Raw genomic sequence first — 24,086 nt, 5'->3', positions numbered from 1 at the left:
CTCACCTCAAAAAAGATTACGGCTGAAGCGGCAGCTTCAGCCGTGCATACTTAAATCAATGTTTCTGTTAGTTGCTGTTGTGCTTGGATCTCAGCGTGCACTTTGCTTGGCAGTCCCCATAATTTGATGAAGCCGATAGCCGCATGCTGATCAAAGGTATCTGCAGAAGTATACGTTGCTAAGTTTTCATCGTACAAGCTGTTTTCAGATTTCCGTCCTTCACAAATGACGTTGCCTTTGAATAATTTCAAACGCACGATTCCGTTGACGTAGACTTGTGTGCTTTTCAGGAAGGTAATCAAGGCTTCCGTCAATGGATTGAACCATAAGCCGTCATAGATGACTTGCGCTAATTGTTGCTCGATGATTGGTTTGAAATGCGCCAATTCCCGTACAAAGACCAAATCTTCCAATTCTTTATGAGCCGTCATCAAAGCGATCGCTCCTGGACATTCATAAACTTCCCGTGATTTGATTCCCACCAGACGATTTTCGATATGGTCGATCCGACCAACGCCATGCTCGCCAGCCACCCGGTTCAGTTTCATGATCAATTCTGCTAGATTCATCGTTTCGCCATCAATGGCCGTCGGTACCCCTTGATCAAAGGTGATCTCAACGATCGTTGGTACGTCAGGAGTATCTTCTAATTCTTGCGTGATGGCGTAGGCTCCTTTTGGCGGCGTTGCCCAAGGGTCTTCTAAGACGCCACACTCACAAGCACGTCCCCACAAGTTTTGGTCGATAGAATACGGATTGTCCAAGTCAGCAGGAATCGGTACCCCTTTTTCAGCTGCATAGGCAATCTCTTCTTCCCGGGACCATTTCCATTCCCGAACCGGTGCGATCACTTTCAAGTGAGGCGCTAAAGCGGCGATCGCTACTTCAAACCGAACTTGGTCGTTGCCTTTACCAGTACAGCCGTGGGCGACGGTTGTTGCGCCAGTCGCTAATGCCAACTCCACCAATTTCTTGGCGATCAATGGGCGAGACAAAGCGGAAACAAGAGGATAAGAATTTTCATAAAAAGTATTGCCTTGTAAAGCGATCAAAGCAAAATCTTGGGCGAATTCTTCGCGGGCATCGATGGCATAAGATTCAATCGCGCCAACTGCCAAAGCTTTGTCTTTAATGGATTGGGTGTCGCGACCTTCACCGATGTCTAGGCAGCAAGCCACCACATCATATCCTTGGTCCGTTAACCATTTAATTGAAACGGAGGTATCTAATCCTCCAGAATAGGCCAATATTACTTTTTCTTTCATACTTATTAACTCCTTTTCCGCGTGTTTTCAAGTGATTGAAGCTATCTTATCAGAATAAAAATAATAAATCAAGGGTAAAATTAAATATTTATACATAAAAGTGGTGATTATCAGGTTTTTATACTATTATCGGTGATTAAGGAAAAGAAGTGGATGCTCACTTTGTTAATGAAAGTTTATACATAATATTCATTATGGTATTCAGTTTTAGAAGTCTGCAACAACAAGTTTCATTTTTCAGAGAAAATGGCAGAAAACGAATGGAGAAAATTTTCAAAAAGAGGCGGAATTACGTTGACATTAGGCTTTATAGAAGGTATTATGTTATATGGTATTGTTTGCCCCACAAGAGCCCCGGAAACTCAAGTGTATGTCAAACATTCGTGAAATTGAATTGGAGGAAAAAATTGTGCGTACAACATATATGGCCAAACCAGGCGAAGTAGAACGTAAATGGTACGTAGTAGATGCAACAGATGTTCCTATGGGTCGTCTTTCAGCAGTAGTAGCATCTGTCTTACGTGGTAAAAATAAACCAACATTCACACCTCATGTGGATACAGGCGATTTCGTAATCGTCATTAATGCAGAAAAAATCAAATTAACAGGTAACAAAGCAAGCGATAAAATTTATTACCGTCACTCAAACTTCCCAGGAGGATTGAAATCAGTCTCTGCTGGAGAATTACGTGCTAAAAATTCTCGTCGTTTGATCGAAACTTCTGTAAAAGGCATGCTTCCTAAAAACACTTTAGGCCGTAAACAAGGAATGAAACTTCATGTTTATGCTGGCGCTGAACACCCACATGCTGCACAACAACCAGAAGTATTGGACATCACAAACTTAATCTAATAGGAGGGAATTTCATTGGCACAAGCTCAATATATCGGCACTGGCCGTCGTAAAAATGCAGTAGCCCGCGTACGTTTAGTACCAGGTACTGGTAAAATTACTGTTAACAAAAAAGATGTTGAAGAATACATCCCACACGCAGACTTGCGTGAAGTAATCAACCAACCATTCGGCGTTACAGAAACTAAAGGTTCATACGATGTTTTTGTAAACGTAAATGGTGGTGGATACGCTGGACAATCAGGTGCAATCCGTCACGGTATCGCACGCGCATTGTTACAAGTTGATCCTGATTTCCGTTTAGCTCTTAAACGTGCTGGATTACTTACTCGTGACGCGCGTATGGTTGAACGTAAAAAACCAGGTCTTAAGAAAGCTCGTAAAGCTTCACAGTTTTCAAAACGTTAATCTTTTTATCGAAGATTTCAAAGCACTCTCCTTTTGGAGGGTGTTTTTTTATGGCTCTTCGACATTTAGTGTTGGTAGAGAGAGATAACTGAAAATTTAGTCATAACCAGTTAGTCAGAGTGCTTAACTGGTTTTTGTCTTACTTTGAAGATCAAGCCTTGAATGAGATAAATTCTTGATCGAAAGTTGTGGGAATTTCGATAGTTGCAGGCTACGTTTTTAAACAGATGTGCAGGATACGCAGGACGGTTAAGTCAGAGACAAAATAGCGTTCGGCAATTTCTTTTCTTGGTGTAGTTTTGTTTTAGACGAATAAATTCTACCAGTTAGGCTATCTCTTTTTCTATCTTTTTTTACAAAAAAATGTGTCAGTAGAAAATCCATAGATTTTCCACCGACAATAAATATTGTAGAACCTTTTTCTGGAGTTAATTCATAATAATGTTTTCCTTTTGGGGGAAGGTAGGTGTAACCTAAGAGTTTAAAGACATCTTTATCTGGATAGAATATAAACGATACATAAGTGTCTAGTAGACTATGGAAAGTTAACATAACTTCTTTATCGATTGCTCTAGCCTAGCGGATTTATTAAAGCAATTGGGATCGAAATATTCGTCACCCTCAGTTTATTACAGTGAATTCTAAAACATAGGTACAATAAATATAAATTAGGTATTTTCACTTTGTTCAGTTTATAGTTAGCTCCTTGTTAGAATGGGGGATTTATAATTGCGTGCCGCTAAGCAATGGCTATAAATCTTCAAAAAAGGTGAATTAATTGGGGTGGCTTTGTATTATATATAAGCTTGACTATAATTGGAGTTAATACGATAATTATCACATGACAGTATAATCATTAAAAAAACTAATACATTTTTTTGAATTGTTCTCGTCGACTTGTTGAAAAGTTGTGGAAACTGGTGATTAGCTTGTACAAATTTTCAAAAAATAGTAAGCAGTGGCTTTAGGATAGAATATTGATAGTAAAAGAAGGAATGGAATAGACTATGTTAAGAGTAGTAGAAGCTTTTTCCGGTATTGGTGCGCAAAAACAAGCCTTGGAGAAAATAAACATTGAGCATGAAATTATAAATACTATTGAGTGGGATATAAATGCCATTTATGCATACGACATTATGCATCATAGAGACAACACTCCTTCAGAATTAACTAAAGGTGAAATTTTAGAGAGATTGTCTAAAGTAACTCTTAGTCCAGATGGAAAAAGACCATTCTCAGATCATGGTTTACGTAGACTTAATGAAGAAAAATTACAAAAGTTATATGCAGCAATTAATAGAAATAAAAATCTATGTGATATTACTCAGGTAAAGGGTGATATGATTCCAGATAATACAGATTTATTAACCTATAGTTTTCCTTGCCAAGATCTTTCCATAGGCTCAGCTTGGTACAATAATAATAATGATGGAATAAAAAGAGGTGCTAATACTAGATCTGGTTTACTCTGGGAGGTTGAGCGAATATTAAAAGAGCGTACTGAAATGAATGCCCCTCTACCTAAGTTCTTACTAATGGAAAACGTTAATACGATTACCTCGCCTAAACACAATCCGAATTTTGTTCAATGGCAAGATGAGCTAAGAATGATGGGTTACACAAATAAAGTTTATAGGGGTCTGAATTCTCTAAACTTTGGTATCCCACAATCACGTTCAAGGACTTTTATGTTATCTATTAGGAATCTAGAAGTAGATGAAAATGAAATATCCGAATTAAATTACAATATCGAATCAAATTTAGCTGATTATTTGAGATTTGATCATGTAGAAGAAGCTATTGCTGCAACTCCCAATTATACGCCGAGTAGAGAAAAAATTTATAAAAGAAATAGACTGCTTGCAGAAAATGGCACAGTTAAGGCAGCTTTTACAAATACCATATCTACCAAACAGGATCGAAATCCTAATGCTGGGGTTATACTACAAAATGATCGCATGAGGTATTTAACACCACGAGAAACATTTCTTTTAATGGGGTTTCCAGAACATAAATTTGACAAACTCATAAGTTCTAATGAAGGTAATCATTATTTTACAAATAGCCATTTATATAGAATGTCTGGAAATTCAATTGCGGTAGATGTTTTGACAAGGATTTTCCAAGAAATTGTTAGACTGAAAGGGATTTACTTTAATGAGTAGCTTTTACGAATTAGTTCCAGATGCTTCAAATCTGATAGAGAGTCAACGCTCTGTCGGCTATACTTTTGAAACCGCTGTCGCAGATATAATTGATAACTCGATTTCAGCGAAAGCTAAGAGAATTGATATTGATTTCGATAATGAGCAAAAGTATGTATCGATTCTTGATAATGGACATGGAATGTCTAATGAAGAGTTAATACAAGCGATGAAGTATGGGTCAAAATCCATATTTGATTTTCGTTCACAAGAGGATCTTGGTAGATTTGGCCTTGGTCTAAAGATGGCATCTTTTAGTCAATGTAGAAAATTGACTGTTGTTTCAATTAAAGAGACTGAAGTTTCAGGAGCTGTATGGGACTTAGATGTGGTAAAAAAAGAGAATGCTTGGATGGTACAAGTCTTGGATAATTGTGAAATAGAAAGCACGATCAATTTTAGTAAACTAGCAATGCTAAATTCTGGAACAATTGTCATCTGGGAAAAATTCGATAAGTTGGAACAATCTGCTAAGTTTAACACTAACTTTGATGAAGCTTTAGAAAAGGCAGAAAATCATTTGTCGTTGGTATTTCATCGCTTTTTACAAGAGAATCAATTGAATATTTTCTTTAATCAAAGAGCAATTGATTTTGTTGATCCTTTTTTTGTTAATAATAAGGCTACACAACCAAAGGCATCAGATGTACTTTTCGAAACTACTCGTAACGCAAGAATTGATGTCAAACCGTATATAGTACCTTACCAGAAACGGTTATCTCAAAGAGAACGACATATTCTAAGAAAATTTGAGCATAATAGACTTGGCCCTGGATTATATATTTATAGGAATAAAAGATTAATTGCTTGGGGAAAATGGTTTAGACTCGTTCGTCCTAATGAATTAGCAAACTTAGCTAAAATTCAGATTGATATCCCAAATACGATTGATGATCTTTGGGAGATTGATGTGAAAAAAGCACAATTAAATATTCCAACCAGTCTCAGGGCTCAACTTAGGAACATAATCACAACGAGCATAGGCGAATCTGAACGGGTTTATAAGTATCGTGGTACAAGGCGAAATAAAGATAATTTGCAATATGTGTTTGATCGTGTTGAGAAAGAAAATAAAGTGGCATATTACTTAAATATGGATAATCCTTTGATCAAACAGCTTCAAAATAATCTATCTGATTCTGATAATAGATTATTAAGTATGTTAATAAAACAGATTGAGGAGCACTTGCCATTAGAAAGTATTCGATATGATATGGCATCTAATCGGGAGATTGAGAAGGGGAACGATTCTGATGATAATTCTTATGAGACCATAATGGCTTTACTTGATACCCAAACGACAAAGAAAAACAAATTGTCTTTGCTAGAAACACTTAAATACTCAGAAGTATTTTCTGATAAATCTGCTTTATTGGCAAGAATTGAGGGTGAACTTAATGATTGATTATGAATTAGTAGACAAATATCTTGATTTAGCACGGTCTGCGGTAGAAATTGAAGGAAAACGCACTTTAGAAGATATTATGGATCATTTAAAAAATTTACAATCTGTTTTCAAAATGAATGAGAGCACTTTTGAAGAATTAACACGCCGTGTTCTTGAACATGTAAATGTATCTCTAGACGAAGGAGATATTTTGCAAATAAATCCCAACTCCAATTGGTTTGTTCAAACACGTGTTGAACGTGGAACGGATAGATTTGATGCATATGAGAAATATTTAGAGTATGTTTCTGGATACCCTAATAATGTAATTATCACTATAAGTAATTCTATGGATAAAGTGATGAATAGTATCGGAGATCCACTATCGGAGACGACGTTTTCCAAAAAAGGTCTGGTGATTGGAGATGTTCAATCAGGAAAAACTGGGAATTTCATTGCATTAATGAACAAAGCTGCTGACGCAGGTTATAACGTGATTGTTGTGACTACTGGAACAATTGAGAAACTACGGCGACAGACCCAAGAACGTATCGAGCAAGGTTTTGGAGGTTTTGATTCTGGCGACTTTGATGTGAAAAAGACTATTAAGAATTGGAATAAAGAGTTAGAAGCACTAATAGTAACAACCAAAACAGCTGACTTCAAGAAAAATGTGAATTTTACTACAGGCATATCTAAGTCTGTTCCCATGGTCGCAGTTATAAAAAAGAATAAGACTTCATTAGATAGTCTAGCAAAATGGTTGGAAAAACATAATGGCACCTATATAGATAAGAGTTTGCTCTTCATAGATGATGAGGCAGATAACGCAACGATTAATACAAATGAGGCAAATAACGCAACAACAATTAATACCGGTATTAGAGGAGTTTTATCTTTATTTAAACGAGCTAGTTATGTTGGTTTTACTGCAACACCATTCGCAAACGTTTTGATAGATCATAGAGAAAATGATGACCTATTCCCTAAAGATTTTATACAAATTTTGGATACTCCGTCTAACTATATGGGAGCAGCAAATATTTTCCCTGAAAATAGTAAATATCATTGCATATTAAAATCAAATGATGATGCAGAACGAGAGATTCCAATGGTTATTCCTAAAGAGAAACGAAAAAATTTTGTAGTTGATGATTTACCGAAGAGCTTGAAAGAAGCGATAAAAGTATTTTTTATACAAAATGTGATTCGAGACTTGAGAGGAGATAAAAATAAGCACAGATCAATGCTTGTCAACGTTAGTCATCTTAATTATATTCAAGAGCAAGTAAATGATCTCATAACAAATGAAGTTGGTGATTTAAAACGACAAATTAAGCAGTATATTCTTGATAAGAATACACTAATTCATAAAGATTTTATGCAAGTGTATAATAATGAATTTTCGAATATTAAAGAAACTTGGAATCAAATTTATACTAATCTATATGTTTCAACGGATAGAATAACAAACGAAGTTATTAATGCTCAAAATAAAGGATTTCAATACGAGGATTATCCTGATGGAGCACGTATTATTGCGGTAGGTGGTTTTGCTCTATCTAGGGGACTTACCTTGGAAGGTTTATCAATCAGTTATCTTTATCGTAATACACTGATGTATGATACATTGATGCAAATGGGACGTTGGTTTGGATATCGTCCAAATTACGATGACATTATAAAGCTGTATATGCCTAATAGATCAATTGATTGGTATTATCAAATTTTGGAAGCAACGAACGATCTTAAAAGACAGTTGAAAAATATGATAAACCAACATCAAACCCCTAATGATTTTGGCTTATACATACGTGAAGCAAACAATCAAGATGAGGCAACTTTATTAATTACCGCTCGGAATAAGATGAGGCATGCTAAGAATCATAAAGTAACAGTTCGAATTTCTGGAGAGTATAAGGAAACCACAAAACTTCCCTCTGAAGAAGTAGAAAATAATCGAGAATTAATCGAGCAGTGGATTGAACAACACAAGTCGGAATTCGATAAAAGCTTACTTATAAAGGGTGCCAACAAAGAAACTGTCCAGGAGATATTGCTTGGTTATAAATACGGCAATTATAATAAGCTTAATTCAATGGTAGTGGCCGAGGTGATGAAAGAATTTGATAAGTTTGACATAAAGATCGCAGGTAATAAAGGTTCCACAATAGAAAATATAAAAAACAGAACGAGGCTATTTAGATATGAACCCAATTTGAAAGTTATTGCTTTTTCAAATTCTAGAATTGGTTCACCTAGTGATGGTAAGTACGGTCTTGATGCGAAGGGGTTAGAAAAGTCAAAAGAATTCGATTCACAAAAGTCTTATTTTTCTGAGTTTGAAAAACATGAAAGAAACCCGTTGCTAATTCTTTATCCAGAGCAGTTGAATCCGAGTGAAGATGAGCCCACACAATTATTCTATGAGCAACATAAGTCTGAGATATTCTGGGCGTTATCGTTAGGGGTTCCACAGACTGGGAAAAAACCATTGGTTTATAAAACAAAAATGAATACGGTTTTGCAACAACAACTGCTTGTTGGAAAACAAATAGAGGAATTCGCTACTTTGGACGAAAGTGAGGATGATATTGAGTGATGTCAGACATGTTTAGTATTATAACTCGTGTTAAGGCAGTAAAAACATTCAAAGGTATTGACAGTCAAGGGGCCAACTCGATTGTTTTTATTTTAAAAAACAAGCCAAAGTTTGAATTAAAAACTACAAAAATTATTAGTCGAATAGTAGAGCGTCCAAATGAGTACAGACTTTTCATCTCTTTGACTGATGATAATGAAATATCAAATGATATTTTTAGTGTCTTGACGGAAGACATGCTTAGTTGTGTAGAGAATGCAACAACTGAACAACAAGTTCTTGAAATTTTAGCTAGTAGGTTTCAATATTGGTCAGACCTCTTTAAACGTGAAAGAGAACAAATGGATGAAAAATGGATTCGCGGATTTATTGGAGAATTATGGTTTTTAAATACTGTATTGGTCCCTAATATTGGAATTAGTAATGCGGTTAAATCTTGGACTGGACCAGAGAAAGCTAATCAAGACTTCGTCACTACGGAAAAAATTTTTGAAATAAAAACACGAACACAGCAGTCCGATTCCATTAGAATCTCGAATGAAAACCAATTGAGCGAGAACATGTATTTAGTCGTAGTTGAAGTAAGTAAATCAAGTGAAATCTCCAATTCATCTATTAATTTGACAAACTTAATAGTGTCTATCAAAGAAAAAATTACTAGTCCAGACATACATGTCCTGTTTAATGGAAAGCTACTTGAGCTAGGTATTTTTCCACTTGAGGAAGCAAAGGTATATGATAAATTTTCGTACACAGTTAATTCACTATCGTATTTTGAAATAGGATCAGGATTTCCGTTCATAGATCATTCTAATGTTCCACATGCTGTAATAAATTATTCTTATGATTTATCTCTTAGTAGCATAGTTGACTTAATAACAAATGAGGAAGAAATATGGAAATAAATAAATTTCATGAAACTCTTATACAACAAGTGAATGAAGAACGTCAGCTAACGGGTTCTACCTTTGAAGAAGCTTTCTTTGAAACCTATGCTGATTATTTAGTAGAAAATGATGAGATTATAGCTGAACCAAACTTCCTTCATTTTGAAATGCCACTATCTCGAAACCAAAAAGCCTGTATATCTGGCTTTGCTTATAATGAGCTAGATGGAATTTTATACTTGATGATTGTAGATGATATAGATTTTAGTGACACGATTTCAACTTTATTGCTTACTGATGCTGAGAGGCTCTATAAAAGGGCTAGAAACTTTTTCTCACATTCAGAAGAGATTTCGAAATATGGTGAAGAATCTAATGAGGCTGTAAATCTGGCTAGATCAATATATACGAGGAAAAAAGATGAAAAAAATCAGTTCTACGAGTTGACATCAGTTAAGGTATTTATTTTCACAGATAAACCTTTAACGCGTAACTTAAGAAGGATAAAGGATGAAGAAATTGAGGATGTGAAAATTTCAACACAACTTGTTGGGATAGAACGTATTTTAAGTTTATCAGAGAGTAGAAAAGGTAAGGTTGACTTAGAAATAGATTTGAATAATTTTCAATTAATACCAGCTCTAAAAGCCAATGAGGCGGATGATTATGAGTCATATTTGTGTAACATTAATGGTTACACATTAGCAAGACTATATAATGAATATGGGAGTAGGCTGATAGAGAGTAATGTTCGTTCCTTCTTACAAACACGCGGTAATGTTAACAAGGGAATTAGACTTACCATATTGAAAGAGCCAGAGAAATTCTTTGCTTATAATAATGGCTTAACTTGCACTGCTAAAAGTATAGTAATTGAGAATAATATTATCTCAAAAATTATTGGGTTACAAATCGTAAACGGTGGACAGACTACAGCTAGTCTTGCAAATGTGCTAGTTAATGAGAAGGGCGGAGTTGAAAAGCTTCAGGAAGTCTCAGTACCTATGAAATTGAATGTTATAAAAAATATTGAAATTGAAGACGAATTGATTCCGGCTATTTCGCGATATGCTAATTCACAGAATAAAGTATCAGATGTTGATTTAGCAAGTAATCATCCATTTCACAAAAAGATTGAAGAGTTATCAAGGAAAACTTCTACCCCAGCGGCGGATGGTTTTTCCCATGGAACTTACTGGTATTATGAGAGGGCAGCAGGGCAATACGCACAAGAAACATATAAAATGCCTTCTAGCCAAAAAACTAACTTTTCTAATAAAAACCCTAAAGTACAAATGTTTAAAAAATCAGATTTTGCTAAATACTTTAACATATATCAGAAACGGCCAGATATTGCATCTAAAGGTGGGCAAGCAGCATTCAAAGCTTTTTCAAAATGGATAGTTGAAACATGGGATAAAGATCCAAATCTTATAAATCAAGAATTTTATAAAGAAATGATCTCGAATGTCATCATGTTTAAAGGATTGGATCAACTAACTAAAAAAGGCGCAGGTTCCAACGGATATAAAGCAAATATTAATGCATACACATTATCCTACCTTTACTGGTATCTTGAAGAAAAAATGAATGTGAAATTCAACTATTCGAAAATCTGGCAACAACAGACAGTACCACAACCAGTTCTAGGATTTATGGATGCTATATCATATGAGATCCGTGACATTTTAACAAGAGTAGATGGAAATGTAACTGAATACGCTAAAAGAATAGTTGCGTGGGATGATGTCAAGTTAATGGTAAAGATAAATAAAGCCTATGATTTATCCAGTATCATTATTTCAAAAGAAGTTGTGAAGCAATCTAAGAAAAAAGCTAGAAATGATGAGAAGTTTAAAAATGATTTTTTTGATACTGCATCAGTGTACGAAAGGCTTAAGGAAAATCCAAATTATTATAAAGATTTATTACTTTTCATTGATAAACATCGTAAGGAATTCTTTCCAAAAGAGCGAAATATAATTGCTATGTTAGTAGCTAACAAATTTTTATCAGATAAGCAAAGTAAAATTGCTTTGCAAACTATTGAGAAAGCTGAACTTGAAGGTTTTGGATTATAGTTTTTAATAGAGTGTGATAATTGGATTTTTCTTTGGTTCAAGTATTAATAATGAAATACATGATAGCTATAGATCGAACGTTTTAATTTTGAAATCGAAAAAATATTGGTATTTTAAACAATAGTGTGTTTTTTAGTAATGAAATTTCTTATTAACATAATTACGAATATTTTTTGACCTTTTCAAACAAGTTTTACTAACAATTATTAAGATTTTACTTTTGAAGAAAACCTTGATTTGTAGCAGTCTACGTTGTGTCAAATACAACCAGATTTTCATGGAACACACAATACGGTCTCAAATAAATAAGAGTAATTTAAAATGATTCTCAAAAATAGACTGATAAAATTAATAAATAAATTGTATTCAACTATCATCTATCATGATTCAAATTGATCAGTAAACGTCCAATTTCCTCTATTTATATCCACTTCAAAAGCTGTTAAACTTTGCTGTAAGTTGATTCGACAGCATTGATGTGTGTATGTAGTACTCAATTTCGTTCTTAAAACGTTTATTGCCGGATGCGTTGCGAATTTATTCGCTTATAAATCCAGTAAAACTAGCAAAGAGTAATAGAAATCTAAGCATATAAAAAGAAGTACTCAAAAATGATTTATTTTGAGTACTTCTTTTTTATGTATTGATATCTTGCTTCTCTCGCAGCTTTTCAACTAGAAATACGCAACCATACCACTATTCTATTTTCGAGATAACTGTTCACTAATCAAACGACTTGTCACTTCAAACGCCGTAGTGATGTTCTTTCGCTCTTCACTAGAAAGCACTTTTCCTGAGAAGGTTAAGTTAGGTTCTTTTTTTAGAAAATCAAGAAACATCGACATTTGTTTAGAAATATCTTTTTGACTGCTATTTCGATAGTCTAAGAAATTCTTTTGTAACTCAGGGATGACTTCGGTTTGATTATCAAGAATTAAGTCTGTAGACACATGAAATATTTCTGCTAGTTTTAAAATCTCGGTATCTCTTAACGGTCGCTCACCTCGTTCAATTCTGCCGAGAACATTTTTATTAAGGTTCATTAGCTTTGCCAGATGCGCTTGAGAATAATTTTTACTTTCTCTTAAATTAACCACATTTTCCCCTATTCTTGAGGATTCGTATAAGTTCTCTTGCTGGGACATAAATTCTGCACCTCTCATACCTATTTTATAAAAGCGTATCACAGAATACAAAATAGGTATGTTTTGTATATAAAATAGATTTTTTTGTTTAAATATCTATTTTGTTGTGATAAGATGAGTTGTATACAAAATAGATACGATTTTAATTAAATCTGTTATAGGTTGGAAAATGAAAATGAGACTATGTTCTGAGAAATACCTTCAATCAATCTATTTCCATGAGAATCAGCTGTTACCAGTTATTTTTTTATCAAGAGTTGTCAAATCAATCAGATAATGCAAGTCCGTAGACAACAGTAATCTTTCAACTTACCAAGGAATTTCATGATTAAGATAAAGTTCAATAGAGTATGCTCATAGTCATGAACTGGACAAGAGTTTCATCACACACCTAAGACTTTCCTAACAGCACCATAAAAACTTTGATCGATTATAGCATGTGAAAGAGGAAGGAGGAATTTTCTATACGTTACCACTTTGTTTTCAGACAAAGTTTGTTAGAAAGGCTTAGGCTTTATTTGATTTTCAACCAAACAAATATAAGGAGGAATTTATATGAGAAAAAGATTGTGTTTACTAGGGGTAGTTTGTTTTGTCAGTATCCTGTTTCTATCGGCTTGTTCCAATGAATCAAATCAAGGGGAGTCTGGCAGCAATAAAGGAAAAGTTTCGCTAACCATGACAGCCTGGGGAAATCCAGCAGAGCAAGAAGTATATCAGCGAGCGATTGATGCCTATATGAAACAAAATGAAAACGTATCCATCGAACTTATTCCTGCTCCTGGTGATACGTATGCGCAGCAATTACTCACGCAGTTGCAAGGAAGTCAAGCTCCTGACTTATTTTATGTAGGGGAGGTACAAATGGCGCAACTGATTGCGACGGGACGATTGATTGAATTAACAGATTTCTTGGAATCAGAGGATAGCTATGTCAAAGTTGATGACTTTGCCTCAGGAATTTGGGGTCCTGCTCGAAGAGGAGAGCAAATCTACGGTGTTTCTGTCGATTCGAATCCGATGTTGTTGTATTACAACAAAAAAGTGCTAGAAGAAGCAGGACTGGATCCTAACGAACCGCAAAAGTTATATGAATCTGGAAATTGGACCTGGGATAATTTCCAAAGGATAAATGAGACGGTCACTGCTAATGGAAAATATGGTCATGTCCTAGAAAATGGTGCACATCACTACTTCAGTTGGCTGTGGTCAAATGGTGGAGAAATGTATGGGGAAGATGGTTCATTTATTTTACCCGAAAATGAACGAGGAATAGAAACCTTTGCTTATTTGACGAAAAATGTAGTTGACGGGAATTTCACCTATGCAGGGGCTTTGCCAGAGGGGCAAGGTGGGGACGCCATGTTTTTGTCCAACCAAACAGCCTTTGTGTCAGCGGGGCGGTGGTTCACACCAATGTTCAGCGAAAATGAGGCATTAGAATTTGATTACATTCCATATCCTACTAACACAGGTGAACAAATCGAACCTAGCTTTATTGCAACCGCGTATTTAGCAGTAGGTGATCATTCAAAAAATAAGGAAGAAGCGTTGCGCTTTCTATCCTATTATACTTCGGAGCAAGGACAACGGGATCGGTTAGAAGATGAGGGGAATGCTGTTCCTTCTGTGACGACAGCAGATGACATCATTGAAAATGCCACGATACCTGAGCAAGCCAACTATTTAATCGATGCCAGAGATATCGGTAAAGTAGAAGATAAACAGGCATTGGTTCCAGGACTAAGTGATCAATTAGAAAGTATTCTGGATCTACTCTTCTTAGGGCAGTTAGATCTTGATGAAGCTGTAGTACGCTTGGAAAACACAGCCAATGAATTGATCGAAGCCAATCAACCGTAGCAATACTTATTATATGAGGAGGTGGTAGGATGAGGAAAAGCACAACAAAATGGGCCTGGTTATTTCTAACGCCACAATTAGTGGGGCTCATCATTTTTTCTCTGATTCCAGTGGCAATAGCAATTGGCTTGAGCTTCATGTCATGGGATGGGTTTGGTGCTCGGACGTTTGTAGGGATTCAGAATTATGTCAATCAATTTGCCAATCCTGATTTTTGGACAGCAACATACAATACGTTACTCTATACCTTATTCACTGTTCCGATCGGTCTGTGTCTGGCGCTGGTATTAGCGGTCGTTTTGAATAAACGTACTGGAAAAAATGTGTATCGATTGTTCTTCTTCATGCCGGTTGTGACAAGCTCAGTCTCTGTGTCCGTCATGTGGATGTGGATTTTAAATGGGGATATTGGGATATTGAATCAGGTATTAGGGATGATCGGTATCCAAGGACCTAATTGGTTGACGGATACTCGGATCGTGATGCTGTCTATCGCTATGTTAAGTATCTGGTGGCAGCTAGGTTACAATATGGTGATTTTTTTAGCAGGTATTCAAAATATCTCCAAATCCTATTATGAAGCAGCAGAAATGGATGGCGCCAGTAAGTTGCAGCAATTTTTTAAAATCACTTTACCGATGCTTTCACCAACCACATTCTTTCTATCCATTATGGCGATTATTAGTTCGTTTCAAGTGTTTGACCAAGCATTTGTTCTTACTCGAGGTGGTCCGGGGAAAGCCAGTTATACACTTGTTTATCACATTTATCAGCAGGCCTTTATTGATTTTCGCTTTGGGTCAAGTGCAGCAGGCGCGGTTATCCTGTTTGTAGCGATTTTGGTTCTTACATTGATTCAATTTTATGCGCAAAAAAGGTGGGTTCATTATGAAGAATAAGAAAATTAGCGTAGGCAAATTGTGCTTACACGGATTACTAGCAATCGGTTCTTTTTTGATGGTCTTTCCTTTTCTCTGGACGATCGGCAGTTCCTTAAAAAATATGACACAGATTTTTGCAATACCACCTGTTTGGTTCCCGAATCCGATTGTCTGGCAAAATTACCTCGATTCATTGCAAGCGATGCCTTTTGGTCGCGCCTATTGGAACAGCTTCTACATTACGATCATCGTCGTTGTTAGTCAGCTTTTCACTGGATCGATGGCTGCTTATGCTTTTGCAAAATTGAAATTCAAAGGTTCCGAGGCTCTGTTTCTGCTATTTTTAGCGACAATGATGATTCCTAAGCAAGTCACCATGATTCCATTGTATTTGATTATGGACAAGTTAGGCTGGTTAAACACGCATTTGCCATTGATCATTCCTGGTGCTTTATTTAACGCGTTTGCAGTTTTTTTATTGAGACAATTTATTCGAGGAATCCCCAAAGAATTAGAAGAGGCGGCAGTGATGGATGGTGCGAGCATCCCGCGTATTTATTGGAGTGTCATATTACCATTGATCAAACCGGCGCTTGCAGCCATGACGATCTTTATCTTTATGGGCACGTACAATAACTTCATGGATGCATTGATTTATCTTTCAACGCCTGAAAAATTCACGGTTCCTTTGTTGCTAAATAACTTTAAAGGACTCTATGTGACAAATTGGTCTTACATGATGGCAGGTGCCACGATTTCGGTGATTCCAATTATTCTGGTCTATTTGTTTGCCCAACGCTATATTATCGAAGGAATCACATTGACAGGGATTAAGGGATAGATAAAAAAGGATGATTAATAAGTGAAAATCAATCAACTGGCACAGTATCTAGAGTGGATAATGAAATTTGCGTACCTCAACATTCTCTGGTTAGGGTCTACCCTTTTAGGGGTTGGTCTCTTTGGATTTTTTCCAGCTACGATGACTAGCTTCATTCTGTTAAAGAGCTTCATCGTTGATGGTGAAACCGAATGGACAGCACAGGATTTCTTTAGTTGCTATAAAAAAATTTTTTTTCGTAGCAATAAGTTAGGATTCATCTGTTGGTTGATTCTCGGCAGCTTAGGGATCAATTTTCACATAGTTCTAACCTCCGAAGAGCCGCTGTTTATCGGTTTACGCATTCCCATACTATTAGCGATTATTGGTACTTTATCCATGCTTGTCTATGTGTTTCCTCTCAGTGTTTATTGGGGAAGATCGATGTATCAGACCTTTTTTTCAGCAGGATGCTTTGCACTGGCATTTCCAGTTCAAACAGCTAAGGTCTTGGCTTTTCTTATTCTCATAGCGTGTATAGGGTTTCTTTTTCCGATGTTTCTGTTGTTCTTTGCTGGGAGTGTATCAATGTATCTAGTGCTGAAAAATTATGTCTTATTACAGATAAAAATAGACAAACAATCGATGGAGTAAATGTTGCCAATAGGAAAATAGAAGATTTATTTTTCGAGAAAATATGGAAGAGATTGAGAGGAGCAAGTATATGGTTAAAATTACATTTATTGGTGCAGGAAGTACGATATTTGCAAAAAATGTGTTAGGGGATGCGATGCTGACCCCAAGTTTATCTGAGGCTGATATTGCATTATACGATATCAATGAACAGCGGCTTAGAGAATCAGAGCTAATGTTGAGAACGATCAATAAAAATGCCAATCATGATCGGGCAAAAATCCGAACCTATCAGAATCGCAAAGAAGCTTTAACAGGCGCAGATTTTGTCATCAATGCAATCCAAGTAGGCGGCTACCAGCCATCTACTTGGATTGATTTTGAGATTCCCAAAAAATACGGTCTAAGACAAACCATTGGTGATACCATGGGGATCGGTGGGATTTTCCGCACCCTACGGACATTGCCAGTGATGCTAGAGTTTGCAAGAGAAATGGAGGAAGTCTGCCCTCAAGCTTGGTTACTAAATTACACCAATCCAATGGCGATGTTGACGATGGGGATTTTGAAAGGAACGAAGATTAAAACTGTTGGACTCTGTCATAGTGTGCAAGTTTGTGTGTCAGAGTTGTTTAAGCAACTTGGGATTTCAGAACAATATAATGCTGATGAATTTCAGTGGAAGATCGCAGGGATCAACCATATGGCTTTTTTACTGGAATTGACAAAAGACGGGAAAGATTTTTATCCAAAAATCAGAGAGCTAGCAGCAGCAAAACCACATCCCCATCAAGATTCGGTGCGTTTTGAATTGATGAAACGTTTTGGCTATTACATTACAGAATCTAGTGAGCACAATGCGGAGTATCATCCTTACTTTATTAAAAAATTGTACCCAGAATTAATCGATAGTTTCGATATTCCACTAGATGAGTATCTGCGACGCTGTGAAAATCAAATTAGTGACTGGAATCAGATGAGGGAAAGTATTGTTATGAATGGGGAATTAACCCATACTCGCAGTAATGAATACGCGTCATACATTATGGATTCAATTGTAACTGGTACTCCTTCTGTTATTGCAGGGAATGTTTTGAACAAAGGTCTCATAACCAATCTTCCTGAAGACTGTTGTGTCGAAGTTCCCTGTTTAGTGGACAAGAACGGCGTTCAACCAACCTATGTAGGTCAACTACCTACCCAGTTAGCAGCGTTAAATCGAACAAACATCAACGTACAAGAATTAACAGTCGAAGCTGCATTGACGTTGAATCGGTCGAAAATCTATCAAGCAGCTTACCTAGATCCGCATCTCTCTTCAGAACTCTCGCTAGAAGCAATTACTTGCCTAGTGGATGAATTAATTGAAGCCCATGCAGGTTATTTACCAGAGTACAAATAGAGAAAGTTCGGCTTTAGTCTATTGTTATGTCACTGGAAGTTTATAAAAAGAAGCGAACTCAAAAATTGTAAAATAATTTTTGGGTTTCACTTCTTTTTTGTTGTTATATTAAGAGTTATGGCACAAAGATGTTCACCTAGTTAATGAAATATTTTTGTCCTTGCGTAGAAAATGATTCAACACGAAAAGTTCGTTCGTTAGAAGACTTGAGAAAATTTAGACCGAATCTTTTTTTATTACAAATCTGAAATGATACGAAAACAAGGTGCTTGGTTTCATTAGCCCAAAATTGATGACAGAATGCTTTAAATGATTCGTCTGTCGATCTTGAATAACCCTGATTTCCCTAGTTACGACAGATGACGAAAAGTACTTAGAATATAAGCTTCTTTTGATATATAATGTTATCTAAGGGGATGAATCACTTCAAATTTTAGACATCGACAGAAACAGTCCTATAAAGCCTATTATTTCAATGTGTAGTAGAGGTGGGTTTCAAATCTAAAATAGTGGAATGTAAATATAGCAGAACATCGCCTTGAATCGCCCACAAGCGCCTTTCAAATCTAAAATAGTGGAATGTAAATGGCGTTCCTGTTGCGAATTTGTTAAAAAGCGGCTCTTTTCAAATCTAAAATAGTGGAATGTAAATTCAATACTTCAAAGATCTTGTTTTTCAAATGCTCAGGTTCAAATCTAAAATAGTGGAATGTAAATGAAATACGGTTAAAGTCTTAGTTAAAAACTTCAATGTTCAAATCTAAAATAGTGGAATATAAATAAAGGGGGCTAATCCCTCATCGCTTTGATTCATTGGTTCAAATCTAAAATAATGGAATGTAAATGGAGGAAAGAGATAGAAATCGTCATAAAGGAAATGGGTTCAAATCTAAAATAGTGGAATGTAAATACATTTCGAATGTCCTGGTACTTGTAATGACGGTCAAGTTCAAATCTAAAATAGTGGAATGTAAAGCTGCTTGTTGACCGCTAGTAACAACCGTGGGATCTTATCTAAATCTAAAATAATGGGGCATCAACAGCATTCAATTAACGATCGACTGAATCATCACAACATCACCCTCCAAAAAAGATGGAGGGGCTGGTCACTTTTTCAGCTCAAAACAAACTTTCATCACCAATTCCCTCATTATAAACAATGTAATCCTCCAATAAACCTGCCATCAACTCAAAAACTGTCGTCCCTCCTTCTCAATCAACTCACAAGTCCATTTATCCTCAAATAACGATGCCATCTGTCTTGCTTGCGCAAACAAATCTGTATCTCCGATCGCAAAACTTTTTCGAGCAGTGGCTAACGAGTAGTAATCATAGCGCTTGCTCTTTTTTGCCAATAGCAGGGCTTGATCCGCGGCTTCTTTCGCCTCTGGGTGTTGCTGTTCTTGCAGATAAAGCAAGGCGACATTCAAATGGATCGCACACTGTAAGGGCACAGTGTTTTCTAGTGCTTCGTATTTTTTTAGCTGTTGGATCAATTGGCGGGCAATGGCGTGGGCGGTTTCAACTGGAAAGAGGTATAAAAGACAATTGATCAATTTGATATCATTAAGGGTCCAGTCTGAATAAGCCTGAAGCGCATCCCAGGGAACTGTCAAAAGAACTTTGGGCAGGCAAGGAATTTCTTTTTCTGCATTCGTTGAGAGCGCTGTGAGAGAGTCGATTACATACAACAATAAGTCAATGGTTTTACTGACAGATGTTTTTTGGAAAAGTAAACATTGCTCTTTCAAAGCAAGCAATGCTTTTGGATCCTGATTGGAAAACAAAGAGAAAAATTGATGCAAGATTTGTTGTTTTTCATTTAAACGGTATCCTTGGGCGATGTAAAAAAATTCATCAAAACCGCAATCGATTCGCGCTAAAAGTTCGATAAAAAGGGTAACGGAGGGCGTTAATTTTTCATTTTCAAATTTAGACAAGGTGGTTCTTGAAAGCAGGTCTTTACAAACTTGCGCTTGCGTGATGCCACGGCTTTTTCTGATTTTACGATACGTGGTTCCTAACTTATTCATAGGCGCCTCCTAGATCAATGTGATTATAGTGTACATAAGATAATTTTGCTCGTCAATCTGGTATAGTAGAACTATTAGACAGCTAGGCAACACCAGATAGAGGAGGCCCCGCAAATGAATCAGACAAAATAAAATCCTTTACTTAGCAAATGGCGATCAATAACTAGAAAAACGAGCAATCGTTATTTCTAAGTAAAGGTGGAAAACAAATGAAGAAGAATCAGGGATTTACCCAATTGATCATTGGCCAAACAGTGGCGAATGTCGGAGATACCATTTATATTGTGGCAATTATCAGTTCTATTTTTAGCTGGACAGACTCTGCTTTGGCAGCGGCGCTTGTCCCGGTACTAGTAACAGGAGGCGGTGTCATTTCCGGCTTCCTCTCACCGGTCATCACGAGTTATTTTCGCTTAGAACAAGTGCTGAAGGTCAGCCAGATGTGCAAAACAGCCGTGCTCTTTTTTATGACCGCGTATCTCTATTTGAAAGCTGAAACAATGAATCTATTGGTTTTATATTGCCTTGTCGCATTGATTTCGTTTTTGGACGGCTGTTCAGAACCAATTAGCCGTGCCTTGATCCCGAAATATGTGGAAAAGCATCGCCTCGTCAAAGCCAATGGAATATTCAATTCGATGCTTCAAACAGTCAACATCGGCAGCTGGGCGATCGGAACCTCCTTGCTGCTGGTATTTTCTGTTCATCAGTTGGTTTTATTAGACAGCTTTCTGTTTCTAAGCGCCTCGATAGTATTAGCGTTTTTGCCTAGAACGACTCGAGAAAAAAACGAAAAGCAGCCGTTAGGGCACCAGTTGTTTATTGGTTGGCGCTGGATTATGAAAGATCCTCTGGTTCGGGTGATCGTTGGCATGGATATGCTGGAAAGTATCGCTAATACAGCCTGGGTGTCCGCGATTGTGTTAGTATTCGTCCGAGAAGTGATGCAGGCACCTGATGCTTGGTGGGGCTATATCAACGCCACTTATTTTGTTGGTGCGTTGCTAGGAAGTGCGCTGGTGATGCGATTTTCCGAGCGGTTTGATAAAAACAAACGAACAGCGATTGTAATGGGCGCTATTTTAGGCGGACTGATCACAGTTGCCGTTGCCCTATCAGGCGACCGCTTTTTGATTCTAGGATTATCCGTTTTAATCGGGCTTTTCTCCCAGATCAAAAATATCCCACAAGCCTCATTAATCCAACAAAAAATAGCAGCCGATCGATTGGTTGCCATCTACGCTGCCTCAGGCATCTTGAATTCCGGTGTTTTTGCTTTATTCACCTTGTTGATGGGACAGGTGGCAGATGTTTTTGATGTACGGTGGGTGTTTGTTCTTTCCGGCAGTTTATTGCTTCTAGTGGGGCTGATTGCAGGGAAGCTTAAAGTTAGTTAAAAGTAAGAGAGGTAGTAGTCAAGAGAACCTCTTTTTTACGAAGATTTTATAAGATGAAACTAGCTTTAACGGTTAGCTTAGGTAATGGTACACACAGGAAGATGAAAAAGCAGTTACAGCTAGTTAGGAACAGTTCCTGACTAGCTTTTTGTGTGGTGATCAAAAAAGATTTGGTTAATAAATGACCTAAGAAAATTCAGATTTTCATAAAAGTATAAAAGGACATTAAAACAAGTTCATGGAGAGTAGTAGCCTAGGTTCGGTTCTAAAGTTTTTTACAGACGTTCTCTGTCGATGTCGAATAACCTGATTTCCCCTAGTTACGACAGATGACGAAAAGTACTTAGAACATAAGCTTTTTTTGATATATAATGTTATCTAAGAGGATGAATCACTCCTAATTTTGGACATCGACAGAAACAGGCCTATAACGCCTATTATTTCAACTTGTAATAGATGCGGGGTTCAAATCTAAAATAGTGGAATGTAAATCCAGTAAGATATGGTCTTTGCAAATCAGGATCACCAGTTCAAATCTAAAATAGTGGAATGTAAATGTTTCTTCACCCTTCGGCTTATCCTCTGGTGGTGTAGTTCAAATCTAAAATAGTGGAATGTAAATATTGAATTAGTGATGAACTTCTTGGGCCATGAATCGGTTCAAATCTAAAATAATGGAATGTTATACTCGTAAGATCCCGATTTTTATTTTGTAGTAATTTACTCAACCTAGAGAACGATACTTTTTTATAGCTATAGTAAATAGCCACCCGTAAAAACAAGGGGAATGTTACAACTCCACCTTACATGCCCTAAAGGTTTATCGTTGTTAGACATTAAAAACTTCCTTTCGATCTGATATGTGGTTGGTAGCCACTGTTCGTGTATTGAAAGGTTTTTTTATCGTTCATGTTATCTTGGCCACGCGTAGAAACGCGCGGTTTTTTTATTTCTTACGATGCGCAAAAATGGTACAACGACAATTATGATTCATCAGCCCGATAAATGATAGAGTCCTCTATTTCTCTATTTAGTAGCCAATGCTTTCTGACAGTTTGATTTGAATGGCGATCATCATTTAAGCCAGATACGCTTAACCAACGGACGTTCTTCTCGTTATGTGCCGTTTAAAACTGCTTATCGAAAAATTTTGGCTTGGAGGGATATCAAGAGGTTTCGAGCCACTCAACTAGATTAAGTAATGCATACTTTTTTTCCGGTTAATTATTTAGTAACAATTAAAATCGTGCCAAATTCTATCCTTTATGACAATATTGCCCGATTTATTGAATGGAAACGCATACAATTTCATCGAGAAATCGGTTACAATCATCTTGTCAGTGAGGTGAGAACATGAGATTAGATACTGAAAACGTTGATAAGGTACTGATTGAAAATGATTTAGTAGTAATGCACAAAATAGACAGGATTCATTTTATGGATAAGCCGCATTTTCATGACGGGTTTGAAATTCATTTTACATTAACAAACAGCACGACTTATCAGATTGATGAGCGAAAATTTGATGCGGATGCTGGTACAGTTGCTCTATTTAGTTCAGAAGAACTCCATCGAGTCTCTATTGACCGCAGCAAATTGTATGAACGCTATTTTATTTTGTTCAAGCCCAGCTTTATTGAAGAATTTACAACCAGTTTTCCTTTTCTATTAGAAATATTTTCTAAGAAACAAAAAGTCGACTGTCTCGAGTTGACTTCAGATCAAAGTCTTAAAGTCACTAACCTTTATGAGGAAATGATTCGATGTGACCAAGAGCGAGAAAAACCGTTTGAACTTTTGCATCTAAAATTGAAGTTAACTGAGTTACTTATTCTATTGAATAAAATCGTTTATTCTAATGAGAAACTACATAAACCAATATCGTATGAGCATTACCAAACAATTTCTGAGATTGTTTCTTTTCTTAAAGAAGAATACATGAATGAAATGACTCTGGACGAATTGAGTGAACGGTTTTTTATCAGTAAATCAACGATTATTCGCGCATTTAAAAATGCACTTGGGATGACCCCAAATCAATATTTAATCTATATGCGAATTATGAAATCACGAGAATTATTAGAACAAGGATACTCTGTGAAACAAGTTTCGGAAAAAATTGGTTATCGTGATGAATCTAGCTATATTAAAAAATTTAAAGAGATACAAGCCGAGTCACCAAAACAATACCAATTAAAAAACTTAAGAGCCAAGAGGAGTTAGGA

Annotated in this window: 17 protein-coding genes and 1 CRISPR repeat array; of the genes, 14 read left to right on the top strand and 3 right to left on the bottom strand. The window is 36.4% G+C overall.

Annotated features, from left to right (window positions below; all coding sequences use genetic code 11):
• Window positions 1-50: 50 nt before the first annotated feature.
• Window positions 51-1,265, bottom strand: coding sequence for an argininosuccinate synthase (locus IGK63_RS15660; protein ID WP_005230386.1), 1,215 nt, complete (start codon window positions 1,263-1,265; stop codon window positions 51-53).
• Between the two features lie 406 nt (window positions 1,266-1,671).
• Between IGK63_RS15660 and rplM the strand changes: the two genes are divergently transcribed.
• The 7 genes from rplM (at window position 1,672) to IGK63_RS15625 (ending at window position 11,687) form a co-directional block, all read left to right on the top strand.
• Window positions 1,672-2,118, top strand: coding sequence for a 50S ribosomal protein L13 (rplM, locus tag IGK63_RS15655; protein WP_301280258.1), 447 nt, complete (start codon window positions 1,672-1,674; stop codon window positions 2,116-2,118).
• 15 nt (window positions 2,119-2,133) lie between these two features.
• Complete coding sequence (rpsI, locus tag IGK63_RS15650) at window positions 2,134-2,526, top strand: 30S ribosomal protein S9 (RefSeq protein WP_003128901.1); 393 nt, start codon at window positions 2,134-2,136, stop codon at window positions 2,524-2,526.
• Between the two features lie 1,007 nt (window positions 2,527-3,533).
• Window positions 3,534-4,691: a DNA cytosine methyltransferase gene (locus IGK63_RS15645; protein ID WP_016613036.1), complete on the top strand. Its 1,158-nt coding sequence runs from the start codon at window positions 3,534-3,536 to the stop codon at window positions 4,689-4,691.
• The gene (locus tag IGK63_RS15640; protein WP_016613035.1) at window positions 4,684-6,135 is read left to right on the top strand and encodes an ATP-binding protein; all 1,452 of its coding nucleotides are present in this window, start codon (window positions 4,684-4,686) and stop codon (window positions 6,133-6,135) included. The genes IGK63_RS15645 and IGK63_RS15640 overlap by 8 nt, the downstream gene beginning before the upstream one ends.
• Window positions 6,128-8,719: a Z1 domain-containing protein gene (locus IGK63_RS15635; protein ID WP_016613034.1), complete on the top strand. Its 2,592-nt coding sequence runs from the start codon at window positions 6,128-6,130 to the stop codon at window positions 8,717-8,719. Before IGK63_RS15640 ends, IGK63_RS15635 begins: the two co-directional genes overlap by 8 nt.
• Window positions 8,719-9,624, top strand: coding sequence for a PD-(D/E)XK motif protein (locus tag IGK63_RS15630; RefSeq protein ID WP_016613033.1), 906 nt, complete (start codon window positions 8,719-8,721; stop codon window positions 9,622-9,624). Before IGK63_RS15635 ends, IGK63_RS15630 begins: the two co-directional genes overlap by 1 nt.
• Window positions 9,615-11,687, top strand: a complete 2,073-nt coding sequence (locus IGK63_RS15625) for an AIPR family protein (RefSeq protein ID WP_016613032.1) — start codon at window positions 9,615-9,617, stop codon at window positions 11,685-11,687. Before IGK63_RS15630 ends, IGK63_RS15625 begins: the two co-directional genes overlap by 10 nt.
• A gap of 701 nt (window positions 11,688-12,388) precedes the next feature.
• Here the strand turns inward: IGK63_RS15625 and IGK63_RS15620 are convergent.
• Window positions 12,389-12,832 (bottom strand): helix-turn-helix domain-containing protein, encoded by a 444-nt coding sequence (locus IGK63_RS15620; RefSeq protein WP_253271619.1) that lies wholly within the window; start codon window positions 12,830-12,832, stop codon window positions 12,389-12,391.
• Window positions 12,833-13,387: 555 nt separating this feature from the next.
• Here IGK63_RS15620 and IGK63_RS15615 point away from each other — a divergent pair.
• The 5 genes from IGK63_RS15615 (at window position 13,388) to IGK63_RS15595 (ending at window position 18,431) form a co-directional block, all read left to right on the top strand.
• Window positions 13,388-14,695 (top strand): ABC transporter substrate-binding protein, encoded by a 1,308-nt coding sequence (locus IGK63_RS15615; RefSeq protein WP_016613031.1) that lies wholly within the window; start codon window positions 13,388-13,390, stop codon window positions 14,693-14,695.
• Window positions 14,696-14,724: 29 nt separating this feature from the next.
• Entirely contained in the window at window positions 14,725-15,594 is an 870-nt protein-coding gene (locus tag IGK63_RS15610; protein WP_005230425.1) for a carbohydrate ABC transporter permease, read from the top strand.
• Window positions 15,584-16,417, top strand: coding sequence for a carbohydrate ABC transporter permease (locus IGK63_RS15605; protein ID WP_005233037.1), 834 nt, complete (start codon window positions 15,584-15,586; stop codon window positions 16,415-16,417). The genes IGK63_RS15610 and IGK63_RS15605 overlap by 11 nt, the downstream gene beginning before the upstream one ends.
• Window positions 16,418-16,438: 21 nt before the next feature.
• Window positions 16,439-17,050 carry a YesL family protein gene (locus tag IGK63_RS15600; protein WP_016613030.1) on the top strand — a complete coding sequence of 204 codons (612 nt, stop codon included), beginning with the start codon at window positions 16,439-16,441 and terminating at the stop codon, window positions 17,048-17,050.
• Window positions 17,051-17,120: 70 nt separating this feature from the next.
• Window positions 17,121-18,431: an alpha-glucosidase/alpha-galactosidase gene (locus IGK63_RS15595; RefSeq protein ID WP_034872178.1), complete on the top strand. Its 1,311-nt coding sequence runs from the start codon at window positions 17,121-17,123 to the stop codon at window positions 18,429-18,431.
• A 493-nt stretch (window positions 18,432-18,924) separates the two neighbouring features.
• A CRISPR array of direct repeats spans window positions 18,925-19,407; the repeat unit is 29 nt; unit sequence TTTCAAATCTAAAATAGTGGAATGTAAAT.
• Between the two features lie 208 nt (window positions 19,408-19,615).
• On the opposite strand, the gene IGK63_RS15590 is transcribed toward IGK63_RS15595, so the two are convergent.
• Entirely contained in the window at window positions 19,616-20,464 is an 849-nt protein-coding gene (locus IGK63_RS15590) for a helix-turn-helix transcriptional regulator (RefSeq protein WP_016613028.1), read from the bottom strand.
• Between the two features lie 209 nt (window positions 20,465-20,673).
• Here IGK63_RS15590 and IGK63_RS15585 point away from each other — a divergent pair, with 209 nt between their 5' ends.
• A complete protein-coding gene (locus IGK63_RS15585; protein WP_429972543.1) occupies window positions 20,674-21,861 on the top strand; it encodes an MFS transporter in 1,188 nt (395 codons plus the stop codon).
• A 1,353-nt stretch (window positions 21,862-23,214) separates the two neighbouring features.
• Window positions 23,215-24,084, top strand: a complete 870-nt coding sequence (locus tag IGK63_RS15580) for an AraC family transcriptional regulator (protein WP_016613024.1) — start codon at window positions 23,215-23,217, stop codon at window positions 24,082-24,084.
• Window positions 24,085-24,086 lie beyond the last annotated feature (2 nt).

Origin of the sequence: Enterococcus sp. AZ040, from assembly GCF_050499185.1 — a bacterium.
Classification (GTDB): domain Bacteria; phylum Bacillota; class Bacilli; order Lactobacillales; family Enterococcaceae; genus Enterococcus_D; species Enterococcus_D entomosocium.
This window is presented reverse-complemented; position numbering and strand designations above follow the sequence as displayed.

Coding starts and splice junctions, on each gene's coding strand:
- IGK63_RS15585 (WP_429972543.1), top strand. CDS start 20,674: ATGAAGAAGAATCAGGGATTTACCCAATTGATCATTGGCCAAACAGTG.
- IGK63_RS15625 (WP_016613032.1), top strand. CDS start 9,615: ATGGAAATAAATAAATTTCATGAAACTCTTATACAACAAGTGAATGAA.
- IGK63_RS15605 (WP_005233037.1), top strand. CDS start 15,584: ATGAAGAATAAGAAAATTAGCGTAGGCAAATTGTGCTTACACGGATTA.
- IGK63_RS15640 (WP_016613035.1), top strand. CDS start 4,684: ATGAGTAGCTTTTACGAATTAGTTCCAGATGCTTCAAATCTGATAGAG.
- IGK63_RS15615 (WP_016613031.1), top strand. CDS start 13,388: ATGAGAAAAAGATTGTGTTTACTAGGGGTAGTTTGTTTTGTCAGTATC.
- IGK63_RS15635 (WP_016613034.1), top strand. CDS start 6,128: ATGATTGATTATGAATTAGTAGACAAATATCTTGATTTAGCACGGTCT.
- IGK63_RS15610 (WP_005230425.1), top strand. CDS start 14,725: ATGAGGAAAAGCACAACAAAATGGGCCTGGTTATTTCTAACGCCACAA.
- IGK63_RS15590 (WP_016613028.1), bottom strand. CDS start 20,464: ATGAATAAGTTAGGAACCACGTATCGTAAAATCAGAAAAAGCCGTGGC.
- IGK63_RS15630 (WP_016613033.1), top strand. CDS start 8,719: ATGTCAGACATGTTTAGTATTATAACTCGTGTTAAGGCAGTAAAAACA.
- IGK63_RS15645 (WP_016613036.1), top strand. CDS start 3,534: ATGTTAAGAGTAGTAGAAGCTTTTTCCGGTATTGGTGCGCAAAAACAA.
- IGK63_RS15620 (WP_253271619.1), bottom strand. CDS start 12,832: ATGTCCCAGCAAGAGAACTTATACGAATCCTCAAGAATAGGGGAAAAT.
- IGK63_RS15580 (WP_016613024.1), top strand. CDS start 23,215: ATGAGATTAGATACTGAAAACGTTGATAAGGTACTGATTGAAAATGAT.
- IGK63_RS15595 (WP_034872178.1), top strand. CDS start 17,121: ATGGTTAAAATTACATTTATTGGTGCAGGAAGTACGATATTTGCAAAA.
- IGK63_RS15660 (WP_005230386.1), bottom strand. CDS start 1,265: ATGAAAGAAAAAGTAATATTGGCCTATTCTGGAGGATTAGATACCTCC.